Below are 17,253 nucleotides of genomic sequence, written 5' to 3' on the forward strand. Positions count from 1 at the left end.
CAGATCACCATACCGGCCAGCGGCTTCTTGAAAGGCCGCGAGGAAAAGGCCTGAGAGAAGAACGCACTCGATCACCGAACATCAGGTTGGAAAGCTTCTTGCATCGAGGGCGGCAACCAGAGAAGAACGTCGCGGGATTCGTGCCGACGCCAACCGGCACGCTGTTCAGCCTGAGCAAGGTCACGATCCAGCAGTAGCGGCCGAAGCGAGCGGGCGAGAGGTGTTCTTCGCGTGACCTATCTGCTCAGACGCCTGGCGGTGTTTCCTCTCGTTTTGATCGGCGTCTCCATCGTCGTGTTCGTCGCCATCCGGATGGTTCCGGGTGACGCGATCACGGCGATGCTGGGCACCGAGGCCGGGCTTCTGACGCCGCAGCAGCGCGCTGCGCTGGCCGCCTATTTCGGCATCGACCAGCCCTGGTTCGTCCAGTACGGGCGCTGGCTGCTCGGCTTGCTGCACGGCGATCTCGGCATTTCGACAACCTATGGCAGGCCGGTGCTCGACGTCATCCTCGAGCGCTTCCCGCTGACGCTCGAGCTGGCGCTAATGTCGATGCTGATCGCGCTTCTGGTCGGCGTGCCCGCCGGCGTCTTCGCCGCCACGCGCAACGAGAAGTTCTCCGACCTCGGCGTGCGCATCGCCGCCATGATCGGCCAGTCGACGCCGAACTTCGTGCTGGCGCTGCTGATCATCTACACGCTGTCGGCCGGCTTCGGCGTGCTGCCGGCGATGGGCGAGTTCGCGCCGCTTTGGCAGGATCCGCTGCGCAATCTTGGCCAGTTGATCCTGCCCGCCATCACGCTCGGCTTCGCCTTCGCCGCCTCGGTCACCCGCATATCGCGCTCGGCCATGCTCGACGTCTTGAGCGACGACTATGTGCGCACCGCCCGCAGCAAGGGCGCCTCGGCGCGCAGCGTCATCTGGCGCCATGCCTTGCCCAACGCGCTGATCCCGGTGGTGACGCTGAGCGGCATCGAATTCGGCTACCTGCTCGGCGGCGCAGTCATCGTCGAGCAGATCTATGCGCTGCCCGGCCTCGGCCGGCTGGTGCTCGACGCGATTCTGCAGCGCGACTATGCGCTGGTGCAGGGATGCGTGCTGTTTATCGCCTTCAACTTCATGATCGTTAATCTCCTGGTCGACCTCGCCTATGCCGCGCTCGATCCGCGTATCCGGCTGGGGGAGAATTGATGCGCATCCTCAAAGCCATCTTCGCCCATACCAGCGGCCGCATCGGCGGTTTCATCGTCGGGCTCTATCTCCTGCTTGCCGCGCTTGGCCTGCTCGGGCTTACGCCGCACGACCCGCTGGCTCAGTACCGCGTCGACCGCCTGCACGCGCCAGGCGCCGGCTACTGGATGGGCACCGACCTGTTCGGCCGCGACGTCGCGAGCCGGCTGATGATGGGCATCGGCCAGTCCTTCACCGTCGCCTTCTTCTCGGTGGCTCTCGCCACGCTCGCCGGCACCGTCCTCGGCCTCGCGGCCGCCTGGTTCGGCCGACGCTGGGACGGCGTGCTGATGCGGATCATGGACGTGCTGCTCGCCTTCCCGGCGATCCTCTTGGCGCTGCTGATCGTCGCCGTCGCCGGTCCCGGCACCTGGACCAGCGTGCTTGCCATCGGCATCGTCTACACGCCGATCTTCACGCGCGTGGTGCGCGGCCCGGCGCTGTCGCTCAGGGCGCGCGAATTCGTCGACGCCGCGCGCACCTTCGGCAGCAGTTCAAGCTACATCCTGACCAGGCACCTGCTGCTCAATCTGGTCGCGCCGCTGACCGTCCAGGTGACGCTGGCTTTGGCCTGGGCGCTGCTCACCGAAGCCAGCCTCAGCTTCCTCGGCCTCGGCACGCAGCCGCCCGCCGCCTCGCTCGGCCTGATGCTGAGCGACAGCCGCAATCTTATGGAAACGGCGCCGTGGCTGATGATCTTCCCAGGCATCGCCATCATGATCAGTATCCTCGGCTTCAACCTTTTGGGCGACGCCCTGCGCGACATTCTCGACCCGAAGATGCAGAGGGCGATCGCGTGATCCCGCTGCTTTCCGTATCCGATCTCAGCGTCGGCTTCGGCCGCAAGGCCGAGGCCAATGAAGTTGTCCGTGGCGTGAGCTTCGAGCTCGCCGACGGCGAAACGCTCGCCATCGTCGGCGAGAGCGGCTCCGGCAAGTCGGTCACCGCGCTGTCGATCAACCGGCTCGTCGACTTCGGCGGCGGCAAGATCACCGGCGGCTCGATCCGGCTGAGGCGCGGCGACGGCGGCGTGCTCGATCTGGCCGGGGCGACGGAGCCGCAACTGACGAAGATCCGCGGCGCCGAGATCGGCATGATCTTCCAGGAGCCGATGACCTCGCTCAACCCGGTGCTGAGCATCGGCACACAGATTGCGGAATCGTTCCGCCTGCATCGCGGCCTGACCGGCCGCCAGGCGATGGCCGCCGCCAAGGATGCGCTCGACCGGGTACGCATCCCCGATGCGGCGCGACGGCTGAAATACACGCCGAACCAGCTTTCCGGCGGCATGCTGCAGCGGGTGATGATCGCCACGGCGCTTGCCTGCAATCCGCGCCTGCTGATCGCCGACGAGCCGACGACGGCGCTCGACGTGACGGTGCAGGCGCAGATCATGGCGCTGCTGGCCGAGCTGAAGCGCGAGACCGACATGTCGATGATCTTCATCACCCACGATATCGGCCTCGTCGCCGGCATCGCCGACAAGGTGATGGTGATGCAGAACGGACAGGCCGTCGAACAGGGCGAGCTGAACCAGATCCTCGACCATCCGCGGCATGCCTATACGCAGCATTTGCTGCACGCCGTGCCGCATTTCGCCAGCGGCAAGGCAACGCGTTCGGACGGGCGGCGCGAGAAGGCGCCTGACGCCGAGCCGGCGCTCAAGGTCGACGGGCTTGTCGTGCGCTATCCGGTCAGGAGCGGCCTGTTCGGGCGCGCCACCGGCGCAGTGCATGCCGTCGACGGCGTCGATTTCGAGCTGATGCCGGGCGAGACGCTGGCCATTGTCGGCGAGAGCGGCTCCGGCAAGTCGACCACGGCCCGCGCGGTGCTAGGCCTGGTGCGCTCGACGCGCGGCAGCTTCTCGGCGAGCGCCCGCAAGGCCGCCGCCGGGCAGAGCGCGCTGCCGACCCAGATGGTGTTCCAGAACCCCTATGCCTCGCTCAATCCCAGGCTGACGATCGAGAGCATCCTCGCCGAACCGGTGATCGCCAGCGGCGGCCGCGTGAATGCAGAGACGCGGGCGAGGATGACGACGCTGCTGAAGCGCGTCGGCCTGCCGGAAAACAGCCTGGAGCGCTACCCGCACGAATTCTCCGGCGGCCAGCGGCAAAGGCTGTGCATAGCGCGCGCGTTGATGCTGAACCCGTCCGTCGTCGTGCTCGACGAAGCGGTTTCGGCGCTCGACGTCTCGGTACAGGCCAGGGTGCTGGAGCTTCTGGTCGACCTGCAGCGCGAATTTGGCCTGGCCTATCTGTTCATCTCGCACGACATGGCCGTGGTGGAGCGCATCGCGCACCGGATCGCCGTCATCTATGCCGGCCAGATCGTCGAGATCGGCGATGCGAAGTCGGTGCTGTCGGCGCCAAGGCATGCCTACACGAAGAAACTCCTCGCGGCGGTGCCGACCATCGAGCGGCGGCGCCAGCGTTTCGAATTGGACACGCGGCAAGTGCCGTCGCTGGTGCGGCCGCTGGGGTTTGAACCGGGGCCAGCAAAGTGGGATGTGTTTGGGCCGGACCATAGAGTGAGGGTCGAGGGGTGAAGCACAGCGCTCAAAGATGTGCAGGCTTGGCGGGACAGCACACCCCTCCGGCCTGCCGGCCAGAGGGGTGTGGGACGGATCGCTGCCTCTCCGATGGAGGCCGATATTGACCGCCCTCGCCGAGCTCTTCACCCACGCCTTCGCGCCGCTCGAAACCGCGGTGAATGAGGGCCGCATTCCGGGCGGCGTGTTAGGGATTGTCGAGCGCGGCGGCGCCCGCGTCGTGCGTGCAACAGGCCTTGCCCAACGCGTGCCCGAACCCAGGCCCATGCACGTGGGAACCTGGTTCGATCTCGCCTCCCTGACCAAGGTGATCTACACCACGCCGCGCATTCTCAAGCTGGCTGAGGATGGCGTCATCGACCTCGACGCGCCGCTGATCTCGGTGCTGCCGGACCTGCGCCAATATGACGAGAAGGCGTGGGAGCGGAAGGTGACGTTTCGCCAGTGCCTCGGCCACCAGACGCCGTTTCCGGCCGTCGCGCCCATATACACCTATGGCCGCGATCCCGACCTCTTGCGCGCCTTCATCCTGCAGCGCGAATGGCAGGCCGGCATGCCGGTCTATTCCGACATCAACTTCATCCTGCTCGGCTTGGCGATGGAGCGCCTGTCGGGCAAGAGGATCCGCGCCATGGATCCCGGTCCGGGCTTTGCCTTCTCGGCCGCGCCTGACCAGGCAGCAGCGACGGAAGACTGCACCTGGCGCCACCGCGTGCTCTCAGGCGAGGTGCATGACGACAATTGCTCGGCGCTGGACGGCGCCGGCCATGCCGGCCTGTTCGGCACGGCTGCCTCGGTCCTCGATTTCGCGCAAGGGCTGCTCGACGGAACCGGCGCCTCGCCGGCCTCGATCGCGCTGATGCGGGCGCCGCTGTCGGCCACCCGCACCCATGGCTGGGAACGCCCTTACGAAGGCTGGTCCGGCGGCGGGCTCTGCAGCCCCGGCACGATCGGCCATACCGGCTTCACCGGCACCGGGCTGTGGATCGATTTCGACAAAGGCAGGGCCTGGACCTTGCTCACCAACCGGATCCATCCGACACGTCATTTTAACAGTGGAATCGCCGCGCTTCGCCAGGCTGTCGGCGATCGCGTCAACGGGGACTAGCAACCCATGCAACCAATCTGGGCCGTCGGCCTGATGACCGGCACCGTGCTTGACGGAAATATCGACGTCGCGCTGATCAGGACCGACGGCGAGCGGATCGCGGATTTCGGCACCTATACGCTGGCGCCCTACCCGCAATCGATCCGTACCCTGCTGGAGGAGACGCTGCGGCAGGCGCGCGCGTGGAACTTCACCGGACCGGAACCGGCGATCTTCCGCGAGGCCGAGGAGGCACTGACGCGCGCGCAATCGGCGGCCGTGAAGGACCTTGTCGAAAGCCATGGCCTGACCATGGCCGATATCGGCGTCGTCGGCTTCCACGGCCAGACGGTGCTGCATCGCGCGCCGGAGGCCGGCCTGCTCGGCCAGACCCGCCAGCTCGGAGACGGCGAGCTGATGCACTCGATCCTCGGAACCAAGGTCGCCTACGACTTCCGCTCGGCCGACATGCGCGCCGGCGGACAGGGCGCGCCACTGGCGGCTGCCTATCACACCGCGCTGCTGTGCGCGGCCGATGCCAGCGGCGACATGGCGGTGCTCAATCTCGGCGGCGTCGCCAACATCACCTGGTGGGACGGCAACGACAATGTCGTCGCCTTCGACACCGGACCGGCCAACGCGCCGCTCAACGATTTCATCAAGGCAAAGGGGCTTGGCGACATGGATCGCGACGGCGCGCTGGCGCGCGCCGGCACGGTCGACGAGGCGCGGCTCGCCAGGCTGCTTCAACATCCCTATCTGACCAAGCCCTATCCGAAATCGCTCGACCGTTTCGACTTCACCGCCGCGATGGCCGAAGGCCTCGGCGCCGAGGATGGCGCAGCCTTGCTGACCGCCTTCACCGCCGCCGCCGTCGGCAAGGCGCTCGACCTTCTGCCGCATCGGCCGAAGCGGCTGGTGGTCAGCGGCGGCGGCCGCCACAACCCGACGATGATGGCGATGCTCGCCAGCCGTGCCGGCGTCGAGGCCGTGCAGGCCGAGACGCTGGGCTGGAAGGGCGACGCGGTCGAGGCGGAGTGTTTTGCGTTCCTGGCGGTGCGCGTGCTGCGTGGCCTGCCGATCAGTTTTCCGAGCACGACTGGCGTGCCGCAGCCGATGCGCGGCGGGAAACTCGCCGGGTAGAGTTTTGCTTGCCGCAATTCCGGACCGCCGATCAGGCGGCAGTCAGGCTCTTCTGCAGGAAGATGCGGCTGCGGCCGATGGGGAAATCGGGCAGCGTGCCGAACGGCTGGTAACCCTGGCGCTCATAGGCCCTGGCCGCCTTGGGATTGAAGGTGTCGATCCAGGCGCCATGGCAGCCGCGCGCCACCGCTTCCAGTTCGGCCGCCTGCAGCATCTGGCCCGCCATGTGCTGGCCGCGCAGGCTCTCGTCGACCCACAGCCATTGCACGAAGAGCCAGCCCCAGGCGGTGTAGCCGGAGATGCCGGCGACGACCTTGCCAGCCTCGTCGCGAACGAAGACGGCGAGCGACTTTCGGCCCGAGGCGCCGACATCGGCGTCGTTGAAGGCCGTGAGTTGCTCGCCGAGGAAGGCCAGTTCCTGCACCGAAGGATCGGCGGTGGTCTCAAGCGTCGTCTTCATCGCTTCGTCCAGTTCGGTTCCATTTGCCAGCCTTAGCGAAGGACCGAACAGGGACGCAAGCTTACTGCTGGGCAGTGCCTGCCGAGCGCCATGCCGCCGCCGAAGCGGCGACCAGCATCAGCAGGGCCGCGATCACGGCGCAATTGGCGAAGCCGAGGCTCGTATAGAGCGGGCCGAAGCCGGCGGTGCCGATGGAGACGGCAAGATAGGTGACGGAGCTGTTCAGGCCCATGATGGTGCCGCGCTGCGTGGGGTCGAGCGCGGTGAGGCGCATCACCAGGACGTTCAGCCCGAAATGGTTGGCAAGGCCCCAGAGGGCGACCGTCGCCATCAGCAGGCCGAAGCTGCCGCTGGCGGTGGCCATGGCGACATAGACGGCCGCCACCAGCAGATAGGCGAACGGCATGACGCGCCGGGCGCCGAGGCGATCGATGACGCCGTCGAGCAGTGCCGCCGCGCCAAAGCCGAAACCATAGGCGAGTGCCGCCAGGCCATTGGCGCTGACCGGCTCGCCGAGGCCCTGGTGAAGGTGATCGCCGAGATAGCCGTAGACGCCGTAGAAGGCGGTCATGAAGGCGCCGCAGGCGATCAGCAGCGGCAGGATGCCGGGAACGGCGAGGGCGCCGAGCGGCGAAGGCGCCGGGCCGCTTTTCTTGCTGTCGCGCAGCGAACTCATTGTCAGGCCGACGACGGCGGTCGCGGCCAGGAGCGCGACGGCGGCGAAGACGGCGCGCCAGTGCACGAGATCGGCAAGCACGGCCGACAGCGAGACGCCGGCCACCATGGAGAGCGTCCAGCCGGTCAGCACGACGCCGATGGTGCCGCTTTCGCGGCCGGGCGGCGCGATCGCCGCCGAACTCGCGTAGATCGCCGGCATGGCGACGCCGGCGGCGATGCCGGCGACCAGCTGGGCCGCGACCAGCGCCGTCACCGTCGGTGCCAGCGCGCTGGCGACCAGGGCCAGCGCCAGCAGCAGCAATGCGCCCTGCAGCATGCGGCGCGCGCCCACCCGGTCGATGTAGCGGGCAAGGAAGAGCGCGCTGGCCGAGGTGCCGAGGCCAAAGGCGGCGGCCGCGCTCATCACCGCCGGCACGCTCGTCCCGAACGAGGTCGCCACGGCGGGCGCGATCGGGCCGAGAACCAGCGAGTTGGAACCGATGACGGCGATGCAGCCGGTCAGGAGATAGGCGAGCGCCGGGATCGGCGGCCGGGGCGCCGCCACCAGAATTGCTGATTGATCACTGTTCGACATATGCTCATAATGGCCGTATTTAATTCTGCATGAATGAGGAATTCCGATATGGATGAAGAAACAGATGGCATTCAGCGGAACAGGCAGCCTGCCCGCGATATCGACCCTATCGACCGAAAGATATTAGGCATCCTGGTCGACGACGCGACCATCAGCTACGCCGAGCTCGGCGATCGCGTCGGCCTGTCGCCGCCGGCGGCGCATGAGCGGGTGAAGCGCCTCAAGCGCAGCGGCGCCATCCGCGCCACGGCGGCGATCATCGATCCCAGAGCGGTGAAGAAGCCGCTGCTAGCCTTCGTGCATATCGACACCAGGGGCTGGGGCAAGACGCCGGAGCTGATGGCGGTGTCCGAATTCCCCGAAGTCGAGGAGATCCATACGGTGGCCGGCGACACCTGCATGCTGCTCAAGGTCCGCACCGAAGACACGCGCGCGCTGGAGGGATTGCTGTCACGGCTTTACGAAACGCCGGGCGTCACCTCGACGCGCAGCTATGTGGTGCTGTCGACGTATCTCGAGCGGCCGGTGCAGCCCGGCATCACGCAAGAATGGCCCGCTCCCCGGCATATGGCGACGCCGGTCTACTAGAGCATGATGCCGAAAAGTGTGAAGCGGCTTTCGGGCGACAGCTCTATTTCTCTGATTTAGAGCCGGATTCAGATTTCAGGTCGATTCGACCTGAAATCATCCGGCTCTAGGCGTTACCCTCACTGCAAGCTGCACACGCTTCTGCACAAAATTTACGCATGCAATAATTTCTCATAACGCGTTGAAACTTGAAAACTTGTCTGTAAAGTTTCACCTTGCAGGTGCGCGCCGGCGCGCTCTAAGTAGGTGCCGGGGCAGTCGCATGGAACCGAGGATTCTTCGGATGTCCATGCCGCGAGGGTTGGAATGGCGATGACGCACAAGACGATGGAGGATTTCGCCCGTTCCTGCGGCGTCTCCAGACCGACGCTGTCGAAATATTTCGACGATCCGACCAGCGTCAAGCCGGCGACCAGAAAGCGCATCGAGGAGGCGCTGCGCTCCTCCGACTATCAGCCGAATCTGTTCGCCCGCAACCTCAACCGCAAGCGCACCCGCAGCATCGGCATTGTCGTACCGACGGTGACCGACCCGTTCTATTCGGAAATGGTCAGCCGCATCGAGCTTCGGCTGCGCGACGAAGGCTATTGGCCGATCGTCATTTCCTCGCACGGCTCGACCGAGCTCGAGGTCGAGGCGACGCGTACCATCCTGTCCTTGAAGGTCTCCGGCGCCCTCGTCGCGCCGCTCGGGCGGCGCTCCGATCACCGCACGCTGGAGAAGCTGACGCAGGCCATCCCGATCGTATATTTCGACACTTATCTCGAAGGCGGCACGCCCTTCGTCGGCAACAACAACACGCAGAGCGTCGCGACGATCGTCGAGTATCTCTGCCGATCGGGCGACGCGCCGGTCTATTTCGACATCCCGCATGTCAACCACAACTCGCCCGAACGGCTGGCCAGCTATGTCGCCTCGATGAAGCGGCTCGGGCATGAGCCGATCGTCATAGGCAATACCAGGGACTACACTTGGGATTTCGAGCGGATCGGCTACGAACAGACCGAGAGGATGCTCGGTAGTGGCGGCCTGCCGGGCAAGACCATCCTGTGCAACAACGATCGTCTCGCCTTCGGCGTGATGGCGGCCGCCTTTTCGAAGGGGATCAAGGTCGGCCGCAAGGCGGACTGCGACCTCAGGGTCGCGGCGCATGACGATCATCCGCTCAGCCGCTACACCTGCCCCGGCCTCACCACCATGGCGCAGGACTTCGCCGCCATGGCCGGGCGCAGCGTCGAAACGCTGCTGGGGCTGCTCAACGAGGACGGGACGGCGGTGGCGCCCAAGGTCAATCTCGACGCGACGCTGGTGATGCGCCAGTCGGCGTGACCTGAACCTCGACAGACCCGACCCAACTCAACCGGGATCGAAGCTCCGCCAGGCGGCGACCGCCGCCTCGACAGCCTGCCGCGATGCCGGGCCGTGGCGGCCCATCGAGACGAAGCCGTGGATCTGGCCCGGCCAGCGCTTGAGCACCACCGGCACGCCGTCGTTATGGAGACGCCTGGCATAGGCCTCGCCCTCGTCGGCGAGGATGTCGTGGCCGGCGATGGCGACGAAGGCGGGGGCGGCACCGGCAAGGCCTTTGGTCTTCAGCGGCGAGACGCGCCAGTCGTCGATGTCGCCGGCGTCGCGAACATATTGGTCGCGGAACCATGCCATGGTCGAGGCGGTCAGGCCGAAACCCTCGGCGAAGCGTCGGTAACTGTCCGCCGTCTGCGCGGCATCGGTGTTGGGGTAGAGCAGAAGCTGTGCGGTCACCGGAATCCGGTCGTCCCGCGCGAGCAGGCTGAGCACGGCGGCGAGATTGCCGCCGGCGCTGTCGCCCGCAACGGCGATGCGCCCAGCATCGATGCCGAGAGCGGCGGCCTCATCCCGCATGAAGGAGAGCGCGGCGCGGCAGTCCTCGACCGCCGCCGGAAACTTGTGCTCCGGCGCCAGCCTGTAGGCGGGCGAAACGACGACGCATGCCGCGATGTTGGCGAACCAGCGGCAGATCTCGTCATGCGAGTCGAGATTGCCGATCACCCAGCCACCGCCGTGCAGATAGAGCAGCGCGGGAGCAGCCCGGGACGGAGCCCCCTGCCCGCGATAGATTCTTACCACCAGCGATCCGCCGGGTCCGGCGAGCGTGCGCTCGCCGACCAGGCCGACCGGCTCGCGCTCGCCCTGCAGGTCCGGAGAGCCCTGGTCATAGGCGCGGCGCGCCTCTTCGGGCGTGCCGGTCTCGAACGGCGGGGCGGCGGCCTGCCGGCCGAGATCGAGCACGTGGCGGGCTTGCGGATCGAGCCCGGCTGCCGTCGAGGGCGATGTCGTCATCGGGCGGCCTCCCGTCAGGCCAGCAGGCTCGTCGCCTCGTCCTCGGCGAGAAGCGGCGGCTGGTCGACGGTGCCATTGACAGCAACCGATCCGCGGCGCTCGCCCGAGGCGAGGATCGCCTCCATGATCTCCAGCACATGCAGCGCCAGTTCGCCGGAGGCGCGCGGCCTCCTGCCCTCGGACAGCGACCGGACCAGATCGGCGACACCGAGCATGCGGTAGTTGGCGCGGTCGGGCGCGGCATTGGGCCAGTTGCGCGCGCCGTAGAGCTCGCTGTCGCTCTCGAAATCCTTCCACTCGGCGCCGCGCGCCGACAGCGAGACGGTGCCGCCGAACGTGTCGGGATCGGGGAGTCTCAGCGAGCCCTCGGTGCCGTGCAGTTCGATCGGATGGTTGGAGTGCCTGAAGACATCCCAGGAGGCGCCGAAGGTGACGCTGGCGCCGGAGCGGAATTCGAGCAGCGACAGGATGTTGGTCGGCGTGCCGACCTTGAAGCTGGTGTTTTTGAAGGGACCGTCGGCGGTGATCAGCCGCTCCTCCTGGCCGCGCGTCGCCATGGCCATGACGCTGGCGACCGGGCCGAGCAGGTTGACCAGCATCGTCAGGTAGTAAGGGCCCATGTCGAAGACCGGGCCGCCGCCGGGCTGGTAGTAGAATTGCGGATTGGGATGCCAGTGCTCCATGCCGCGCCCCATCATGAAGGCGGTGCCGGTCACCGCGCGGCCGATGGCGCCCACATCCATCAGGCGGCGCGCGCGGCGCCCGGCGGCACCGAGGAAGGTGTCGGGAGCCGAGCCGAGCAGCAGGCCGCGGCTGGCTGCTTCGGCGACCAGCCGGCGGCCGTCGCCGGCCGAGGTTGCCAGCGGCTTTTCGGTGAAGACGTGCTTGCCGGCCGAAAGCGCCGAGAACGAGATGTCGAAGTGCGCCGCCGGTATCGTCAGGTTGAGGACAAGGTCGATGTCCGGGTCGGCCAGCAACGCGTCGACGCCGAGCGCGCGGATGCCGTATTCCTTGGCACGGAGCGCCGCCATGTCGGCGGAAATGTCGGCACAGGCGCGCAACTCCATCCCGCCGAACAGAGCCGCATTGCGCAGATAGGTCATCGAGATGTTGCCGCATCCGATGACACCGATGCCGAGCTTTGTCTTTGATTTTCCGTGCATTTTCGATCGTACCTCCCAACGCGGCCACGGCTTGGCCGCACCCTGGCGCAAGCAATGGATCACAATCGAAAGCCGCTATACAACATTTTAATTCTTGACGCGCGTAAAAATTTTATGGAGCATATGAAAACGCTGACGCAGCAGGATTTTGAAAACAACCGATTGGGGAATTTTGAACTCATGAGCCTCGGAACCAAGGTGCGCCTTGCGCGCCTCTTCTCGCATCCATCGGGGAACCTTTTTGGCGGCGCGGTCGACCACTTCGTCGGCTATGGCGACGTGCGCAAAGGCGGCCTTGCCGACCTGCCGGGGGCGCTGGCGCGCGTCATGGCGGGCAAACCCGACTATGTCAGCATCCAGCCTGGCACCGCCCGCCATTTGTGGCCGCAATATGCGGGCAAGGCTTCCCTGGTGATCCAGGCGGGCTGCTTCACTCCGGACGATCGCATCAGCGAGCTGATCGCAACGCCCGAGGATGCGGTGCGCGCGGGGGCCGATGCATTGGCAGTGGCCATTCCGGTGCGCGGCGCGACCGAGGGCAAGTACATACGCTGGCTGACCGATTCGGTGAACGCGGCGGCTCGCTACGGCATGCCGGTGGTGGCGCATATCTACCCTCGCGATTTCACCGACGGGGCGAAAATCGTCTTCACCCCCGACGAGATCGCCTATGCGGCGCGCATCGGCTACGAGTCCGGCGTCGACGTGATCAAGATCGGCTACACGGGCGATTTCGAGTCGTTCCGAGAGACCGTCCGGACCTGCCCGGTGCCGGTTGTGATCGCGGGTGGTCCGAAGACCGATACGCTGCTCGGCGCGCTTCAGCAGACGGCGGACGCCATCCGTGCCGGCGCGCGCGGTGCCGTGGTCGGCCGCAATCTCTGGGGGCATGGCGATCCGCAGAAGGCGGCGCTTGCCTTTCGCGGCGTCATCCATGACGGCCTGTCGGCAAAAGACGCCCTGGCGAAGGCGGGTGCCTGAACGATGCCCGCCGTCCCCTCGATCCTCGGCTTCGGCGCTATTGCGATCGACGACATCGTCTATGTCGATCAGCCGTTGTCGGCGGGTAAGGGAAAGGTTCTGCAAAGTGCCCGGGCTTTCGGCGGAAATGTCGCGACGGCGCTGGCCGCCGTCGCGCGGCTCGGCGGAACCGCCGGGTTTGTCGGATGGCTGGGCAGTGCCGCGGACGACGCCGTGCTGTGCGATCTCGTTGCGAGCGGCGTTGAAACCGCATTCGCACCGCGCCACCCGCAAGCGCGCCCGGTGCGCTCGCGCATCACCGTCGGCTCGGATGGGGAACGGTTCATCGCCTATGACGACGAAGCGATGCTGGGCACCACGCCGGACTTTCCGGACGATATCCTCAGCCGGGCAGCCGTCCTGATCGTCGATAGCTACGCGATCCGGTCGCTGGATGTCGTGGCCCGGGCTCGCGATCTCGGCCTTGCGATCCTCGGCGATATCGAATGGAGCAGCGGCCCGGACACCCAGAGGCTGATCGCGCTCTGCGACCATCTCATTCTTCCCCTCGGCTTTGCGCGGACTGCCACGGGCCGCCGATCGCCGGCCGAGATGCTCGATGCGCTATGGTTGCCGTCGCGGTCCGCCGTGGTTCTGACCGATGGCGGCAGGGGCGTCTACTATCGCGGGCGCGACGAGACAGGGCTCTGGCACCTGCCCCCGCACCGGGTTGACGTCGTCGACTCGACCGGCGCCGGTGACTGCTTTCATGGCGCCTATGCCCATGCATTGACGCGCGGGGCCGACACCGCAGGCCGGGTCGCGTTCGCGGCCGCGGCCGCAGCCCTGTCCGTAACGGGACGTGGCGGGCGCGAAGCGCTGCCCACCAACGACCAGGTCACGAAACTTCTGACATCTACGAACGCTCCGTCAGCGGTCGAACTGAGACTTGTGGAGGAGGAAAATGGCAGAAGTCATTCTTGAGAATATCTGCAAGACCTACGGGAACAATTTTCACGCCATCGACCAATTGAACCTGTCGGTCGAGGACGGCGAGTTCCTGATCCTCGTCGGCCCGTCCGGCTGCGGTAAATCCACCGCGTTGCGAATGATCGCGGGGCTGGAGGACGTCACCAGCGGCAGCCTTCGGATCGGCGGCGTCGACGTCGTCGACATGCCGCCCAAGGACCGCGACATTGCCATGGTCTTCCAGAGCTATGCGCTCTACCCGCACATGACAGTGTTCGAAAACATCGCCTTTTCGATGCGGCTGGCGGGCAAGCCGAAGGCCGAGCGCAGGAAGCGCGTGGACGAGATCGCCAAGACCCTGCAGCTGACGTCGCTGCTGGACAGCAAACCCGCGAACCTTTCGGGCGGACAGCGTCAAAGGGTTGCCATGGGCCGCGCCATGGTGCGCGAGCCGGCCGCCTTTCTCATGGACGAACCCCTTTCCAATCTGGACGCGAAGCTGCGTGTCCAGATGCGCGCCGAAATCACCAGCCTGCAAAAGCAGCTCGGCGTCACGACCATATACGTGACCCACGACCAGACCGAAGCGATGACGATGGGTGACAGGGTCGCGGTGTTGAAGGGCGGCGTGCTGCAGCAGGTCGACACACCCAAGCGGCTCTATGAATCGCCGGTGAACGCCTTCGTTGCCGGCTTCATCGGTTCTCCTTCGATGAACCTTTTCGAGGCGACCCTGACGGGCGACGAACTGACGTCCGGCACCTTCGGCGTCCGGCTGCAGGATGCGGCCTTCGTGCGCAGGCCGGGCTTGAGGTCGTATGCGGGGCGCAAGGTCGTGTTCGGGATCCGCCCGGAGCATCTCTATGACAGCAGCCTCGAATCCGGCCGCAAATATCAGACGATACCGGCAAAGGTGACCTCGATCGAGGAACTCGGGTCGGAACATATCGTCCATCTGAACATCGACGCGGTCCGGGTGGACTCCGGCGACCCGGACGCGGTGGAGGATTACGGCCTGACGTCGAACGCGGTGGCGAAATTCGAACCGGACAGCGCAGTCCGCTCCGGCTCGGAAATCCGGTTGGCCCTGGATGACAGCAAGCTCCATTTCTTCGATCCCGAGACGCATCTGGCGATCTGAAGAATTGCGGCAGAGCCGGCGGGCGAGAGCGAGGCGCCTGCGAATGAAGACTTCTGAATAAACCAGACGATCGTCCGCATTGTGCAGCCGATCTTAAAGAAGGAGGAGAAAATGACGTTTCGGATAAGACCCGCGGTGCTGAAAATGGCAGCGGCCGCATGGCTGCTTGGCGCAACCGGCGCCATGGCGGACACGACGCTGGAATTCACGCAGTGGTGGGAGCCAGAGCTGCCCGCCGGCTCCTTGCGGAAAATCATGGACGAATTCGAGGCCGCGAATCCCGGGATCAAGGTGACGCTGGTCAGCGGCCCCTATGCGACCACGCGAGACCAGATCTCGGTTGGTGCTGCGACGGGAACGCTTAGCGACGTCGTTGGTCTCGACGGCGCCTGGGTCAACAATCTGAACGCGCAGAACGCGCTGGCCGACATGAACCCGATGATGGATGCGAGCGGCTTCGACAAAGCCCAGGTCGCGGACATCATCAAGGTGGACGGCAAAGCGGTGATGTTTCCCGTGGCTTCGTTCGTCTATCCGGTCTTCGTGAATTTGGACCTCGCAGCCAAGGCGGGCGTCAGCAAGCTGCCGTCGACCCGCGCGGAGTTCCTCGAAGCCGCCAAGAAGATGACCCAGGCCGACAAGAACCAGTATGGCTGGGTGTTGCCGCTGTCGCTGCAGACGCCGTCCGGTGTCCAGAACGACATGATGTCGTGGGTCTGGGCGTCGGGTCAATCGATGATGGCGGACGGCAAGCCCGCTCTCGAGGCCAAGCCGGTGGTGGATATGCTGACCTTCGTCAAATCGCTCAATGACGCGGGCACCATCTCGCCCGGCATCGCCACCAAAACCGAACAGGAAAAGGTCGAGGAATTCGTCAACGACCGGGTCGGGATGATGATCGACTCGCTCGCGCATGTGAACCTCATCCGCAAACGCAATCCCAATCTGAACTTCGACCTGATCCCGGTCCCGGTCGTGGAAAACTACGACGGCAAGCGCGGCCTGCCATACGCCTCCTGGGGCATCGGCATCTCCGCGGGCTCGAAACATCAGGAAGAGGCCTGGAAACTCGTCCAGTATCTGATGAGTGAAAAGGTGAACGCCAAGCTCGTGTCGCTTGCCAACGCCTTCCCCGGCAACGTCAACGCCAAGCCAGATTTCGTGACCTCCGACAAGGCTTTCGGCAAGGCTTTCGAAATCTTCAAGACCGGCTATCTTGCCAATGAGTTCACGGGCCTGCCGGTGGCGGAAGACCTGATGACCCAGTTCGACGTGCAAGCCCAGAAGATGCTCGCCGGCGAACAATCTCCGGAAGAAGCCGCAGCCAACGCTCAAAAGGGCTGGATGGCGAAATTCTGATCGGCCTGTTTTGCGATCTCTACCGGGCGGCCTGACTTCGGGCAGGCCTCCCGGCAACAACGCATCGGCAATGCGAGACGGACCCGTTTCCGAAGCTCCCCTTCTCTTGAAGGCGTATCCCAAGGTTGGCATATGACCCCGCAGAAGCGCTCCCACCATAGGCTGAAACGAGCGGTCGCACCCTATCTCTACCTGTCGCCCTCGCTCATCATCATCGGCCTGCTGATGCTGCTGCCGATGGTGACGGTGATTGGCTATTCGTTCCAGAACAGCGCGGTGCTGCGGCGCGACCCTTCCTTTGCCGGACTGAAACACTACCAGGCGATCTTTGCCGATCCCGTGTTCTGGGCTTCGCTGTGGCACACGCTCTACTTCACCTGCATGAGCGTCGTCTTCCACATGACCATCGGCATGATCTTCGCGCTCATGCTGAACAGCGACCGCATCAATCCGACGCTGCGCAATATCCTGCGCGTGCTCTACATCCTGCCCTGGCTGTTCACCGCCGTCATCATCGCGGTGATCTGGCGCCTGCTGCTCGAGCCCAACGGCGTCGTGAACAGCATCCTCATGCAATTGGGCATCATCGGTTCCAAGGTCGAGTGGTTTTCCTCGCCCGAGACGGCGCTGCACGCCGTCACCTTCGCCAATATCTGGGCGGGCTACCCGCTTTTCATGGTCAGCCTGCTCGCGGGTCTGCAGGGCATTCCCAAGGATTTCTACGAGGCCGCCGATATCGACGGCGCGAAGGCCTACCAGAAGCTGATCTTCATCACCATTCCGCAGTTGATGCCGATCATCATCAGCATCTCGCTGCTCGATTTCATCTGGACCATGCAGGTCTTCCCGTTGATCTGGATAACGACGGGCGGCGGTCCGATCTACTCGACCGAGGTGCTGAGCACCTACACCTACAAGCTGGCGTTCTCGAGCTACAACCTGTCCCAGGCGGCGGCGAGCGCCGTGATCATCCTGCTGATCTCTCTTGGCCTGACGCTGTTCTACATCCGCTATCAGAAGGCTCGGTAGTCACC

The 17,253-nt window shown here is 65.4% G+C and carries 17 protein-coding genes; 13 read left to right on the forward strand and 4 right to left on the reverse strand.

What is annotated here, in order from left to right:
- The 6 genes from PU724_RS22200 to PU724_RS22225 all read left to right on the forward strand — a co-directional run.
- Positions 1-197, forward strand: a 197-nt coding sequence (locus PU724_RS22200; protein WP_426213644.1) for a hypothetical protein, incomplete at its 5' end; no start/stop codon positions are given.
- A gap of 34 nt (positions 198-231) precedes the next feature.
- Entirely contained in the window at positions 232-1,191 is a 960-nt protein-coding gene (locus PU724_RS22205; RefSeq protein ID WP_354422956.1) for an ABC transporter permease, read from the forward strand.
- Positions 1,191-2,030 (forward strand): ABC transporter permease, encoded by an 840-nt coding sequence (locus PU724_RS22210; protein WP_354422954.1) that lies wholly within the window; start codon positions 1,191-1,193, stop codon positions 2,028-2,030. Before PU724_RS22205 ends, PU724_RS22210 begins: the two co-directional genes overlap by 1 nt.
- Entirely contained in the window at positions 2,027-3,775 is a 1,749-nt protein-coding gene (locus PU724_RS22215; RefSeq protein WP_354422952.1) for an ABC transporter ATP-binding protein, read from the forward strand. The genes PU724_RS22210 and PU724_RS22215 overlap by 4 nt, the downstream gene beginning before the upstream one ends.
- Before the next feature lie 106 nt (positions 3,776-3,881).
- Positions 3,882-4,886, forward strand: a complete 1,005-nt coding sequence (locus tag PU724_RS22220) for a serine hydrolase domain-containing protein (protein ID WP_354422950.1) — start codon at positions 3,882-3,884, stop codon at positions 4,884-4,886.
- A gap of 6 nt (positions 4,887-4,892) precedes the next feature.
- A complete protein-coding gene (locus PU724_RS22225) occupies positions 4,893-6,008 on the forward strand; it encodes an anhydro-N-acetylmuramic acid kinase (protein ID WP_354422948.1) in 1,116 nt (371 codons plus the stop codon).
- Positions 6,009-6,039: 31 nt separating this feature from the next.
- Here the strand turns inward: PU724_RS22225 and PU724_RS22230 are convergent, their stop codons facing one another.
- Entirely contained in the window at positions 6,040-6,468 is a 429-nt protein-coding gene (locus tag PU724_RS22230) for a GNAT family N-acetyltransferase (RefSeq protein WP_292349402.1), read from the reverse strand.
- Positions 6,469-6,529: 61 nt separating this feature from the next.
- Complete coding sequence (locus PU724_RS22235) at positions 6,530-7,720, reverse strand: MFS transporter (RefSeq protein ID WP_292349403.1); 1,191 nt, start codon at positions 7,718-7,720, stop codon at positions 6,530-6,532.
- Positions 7,721-7,768: 48 nt separating this feature from the next.
- Here PU724_RS22235 and PU724_RS22240 point away from each other — a divergent pair, with 48 nt between their 5' ends.
- Positions 7,769-8,308, forward strand: coding sequence for an Lrp/AsnC family transcriptional regulator (locus PU724_RS22240; RefSeq protein ID WP_126056125.1), 540 nt, complete (start codon positions 7,769-7,771; stop codon positions 8,306-8,308).
- A gap of 306 nt (positions 8,309-8,614) precedes the next feature.
- Complete coding sequence (locus PU724_RS22245) at positions 8,615-9,637, forward strand: LacI family DNA-binding transcriptional regulator (RefSeq protein WP_127282928.1); 1,023 nt, start codon at positions 8,615-8,617, stop codon at positions 9,635-9,637.
- A gap of 27 nt (positions 9,638-9,664) precedes the next feature.
- On the opposite strand, the gene PU724_RS22250 is transcribed toward PU724_RS22245, so the two are convergent.
- The gene (locus PU724_RS22250) at positions 9,665-10,627 is read right to left on the reverse strand and encodes an alpha/beta hydrolase (RefSeq protein WP_127282929.1); all 963 of its coding nucleotides are present in this window, start codon (positions 10,625-10,627) and stop codon (positions 9,665-9,667) included.
- A 14-nt stretch (positions 10,628-10,641) separates the two neighbouring features.
- Positions 10,642-11,790, reverse strand: a complete 1,149-nt coding sequence (locus tag PU724_RS22255; protein ID WP_354422945.1) for a Gfo/Idh/MocA family protein — start codon at positions 11,788-11,790, stop codon at positions 10,642-10,644.
- Positions 11,791-11,970: 180 nt separating this feature from the next.
- Between PU724_RS22255 and PU724_RS22260 the strand changes: the two genes are divergently transcribed.
- The 5 genes from PU724_RS22260 to PU724_RS22280 all read left to right on the forward strand — a co-directional run bounded on the left by PU724_RS22260 (position 11,971) and on the right by PU724_RS22280 (position 17,248).
- Positions 11,971-12,771: a beta/alpha barrel domain-containing protein gene (locus PU724_RS22260; RefSeq protein WP_127309046.1), complete on the forward strand. Its 801-nt coding sequence runs from the start codon at positions 11,971-11,973 to the stop codon at positions 12,769-12,771.
- 3 nt (positions 12,772-12,774) lie between these two features.
- The gene (locus tag PU724_RS22265; protein ID WP_354422943.1) at positions 12,775-13,734 is read left to right on the forward strand and encodes a PfkB family carbohydrate kinase; all 960 of its coding nucleotides are present in this window, start codon (positions 12,775-12,777) and stop codon (positions 13,732-13,734) included.
- Positions 13,715-14,860 carry an ABC transporter ATP-binding protein gene (locus PU724_RS22270; RefSeq protein WP_127309044.1) on the forward strand — a complete coding sequence of 382 codons (1,146 nt, stop codon included), beginning with the start codon at positions 13,715-13,717 and terminating at the stop codon, positions 14,858-14,860. Before PU724_RS22265 ends, PU724_RS22270 begins: the two co-directional genes overlap by 20 nt.
- A gap of 111 nt (positions 14,861-14,971) precedes the next feature.
- Positions 14,972-16,219 (forward strand): ABC transporter substrate-binding protein, encoded by a 1,248-nt coding sequence (locus PU724_RS22275; protein WP_127282934.1) that lies wholly within the window; start codon positions 14,972-14,974, stop codon positions 16,217-16,219.
- Positions 16,220-16,351: 132 nt separating this feature from the next.
- Entirely contained in the window at positions 16,352-17,248 is an 897-nt protein-coding gene (locus PU724_RS22280) for a carbohydrate ABC transporter permease (RefSeq protein ID WP_354422941.1), read from the forward strand.
- Positions 17,249-17,253: the final 5 nt, after the last annotated feature.

It is taken from the genome of Mesorhizobium abyssinicae (assembly GCF_049887195.1).
Lineage (GTDB): Bacteria > Pseudomonadota > Alphaproteobacteria > Rhizobiales > Rhizobiaceae > Mesorhizobium > Mesorhizobium abyssinicae.

Coding starts and splice junctions, on each gene's coding strand:
- PU724_RS22210 (WP_354422954.1), top strand. CDS start 1,191: ATGCGCATCCTCAAAGCCATCTTCGCCCATACCAGCGGCCGCATCGGC.
- PU724_RS22225 (WP_354422948.1), top strand. CDS start 4,893: ATGCAACCAATCTGGGCCGTCGGCCTGATGACCGGCACCGTGCTTGAC.
- PU724_RS22230 (WP_292349402.1), bottom strand. CDS start 6,468: ATGAAGACGACGCTTGAGACCACCGCCGATCCTTCGGTGCAGGAACTG.
- PU724_RS22235 (WP_292349403.1), bottom strand. CDS start 7,720: ATGTCGAACAGTGATCAATCAGCAATTCTGGTGGCGGCGCCCCGGCCG.
- PU724_RS22240 (WP_126056125.1), top strand. CDS start 7,769: ATGGATGAAGAAACAGATGGCATTCAGCGGAACAGGCAGCCTGCCCGC.
- PU724_RS22245 (WP_127282928.1), top strand. CDS start 8,615: ATGGCGATGACGCACAAGACGATGGAGGATTTCGCCCGTTCCTGCGGC.
- PU724_RS22250 (WP_127282929.1), bottom strand. CDS start 10,627: ATGACGACATCGCCCTCGACGGCAGCCGGGCTCGATCCGCAAGCCCGC.
- PU724_RS22255 (WP_354422945.1), bottom strand. CDS start 11,790: ATGCACGGAAAATCAAAGACAAAGCTCGGCATCGGTGTCATCGGATGC.
- PU724_RS22260 (WP_127309046.1), top strand. CDS start 11,971: ATGAGCCTCGGAACCAAGGTGCGCCTTGCGCGCCTCTTCTCGCATCCA.
- PU724_RS22265 (WP_354422943.1), top strand. CDS start 12,775: ATGCCCGCCGTCCCCTCGATCCTCGGCTTCGGCGCTATTGCGATCGAC.
- PU724_RS22270 (WP_127309044.1), top strand. CDS start 13,715: ATGGCAGAAGTCATTCTTGAGAATATCTGCAAGACCTACGGGAACAAT.
- PU724_RS22275 (WP_127282934.1), top strand. CDS start 14,972: ATGACGTTTCGGATAAGACCCGCGGTGCTGAAAATGGCAGCGGCCGCA.
- PU724_RS22280 (WP_354422941.1), top strand. CDS start 16,352: ATGACCCCGCAGAAGCGCTCCCACCATAGGCTGAAACGAGCGGTCGCA.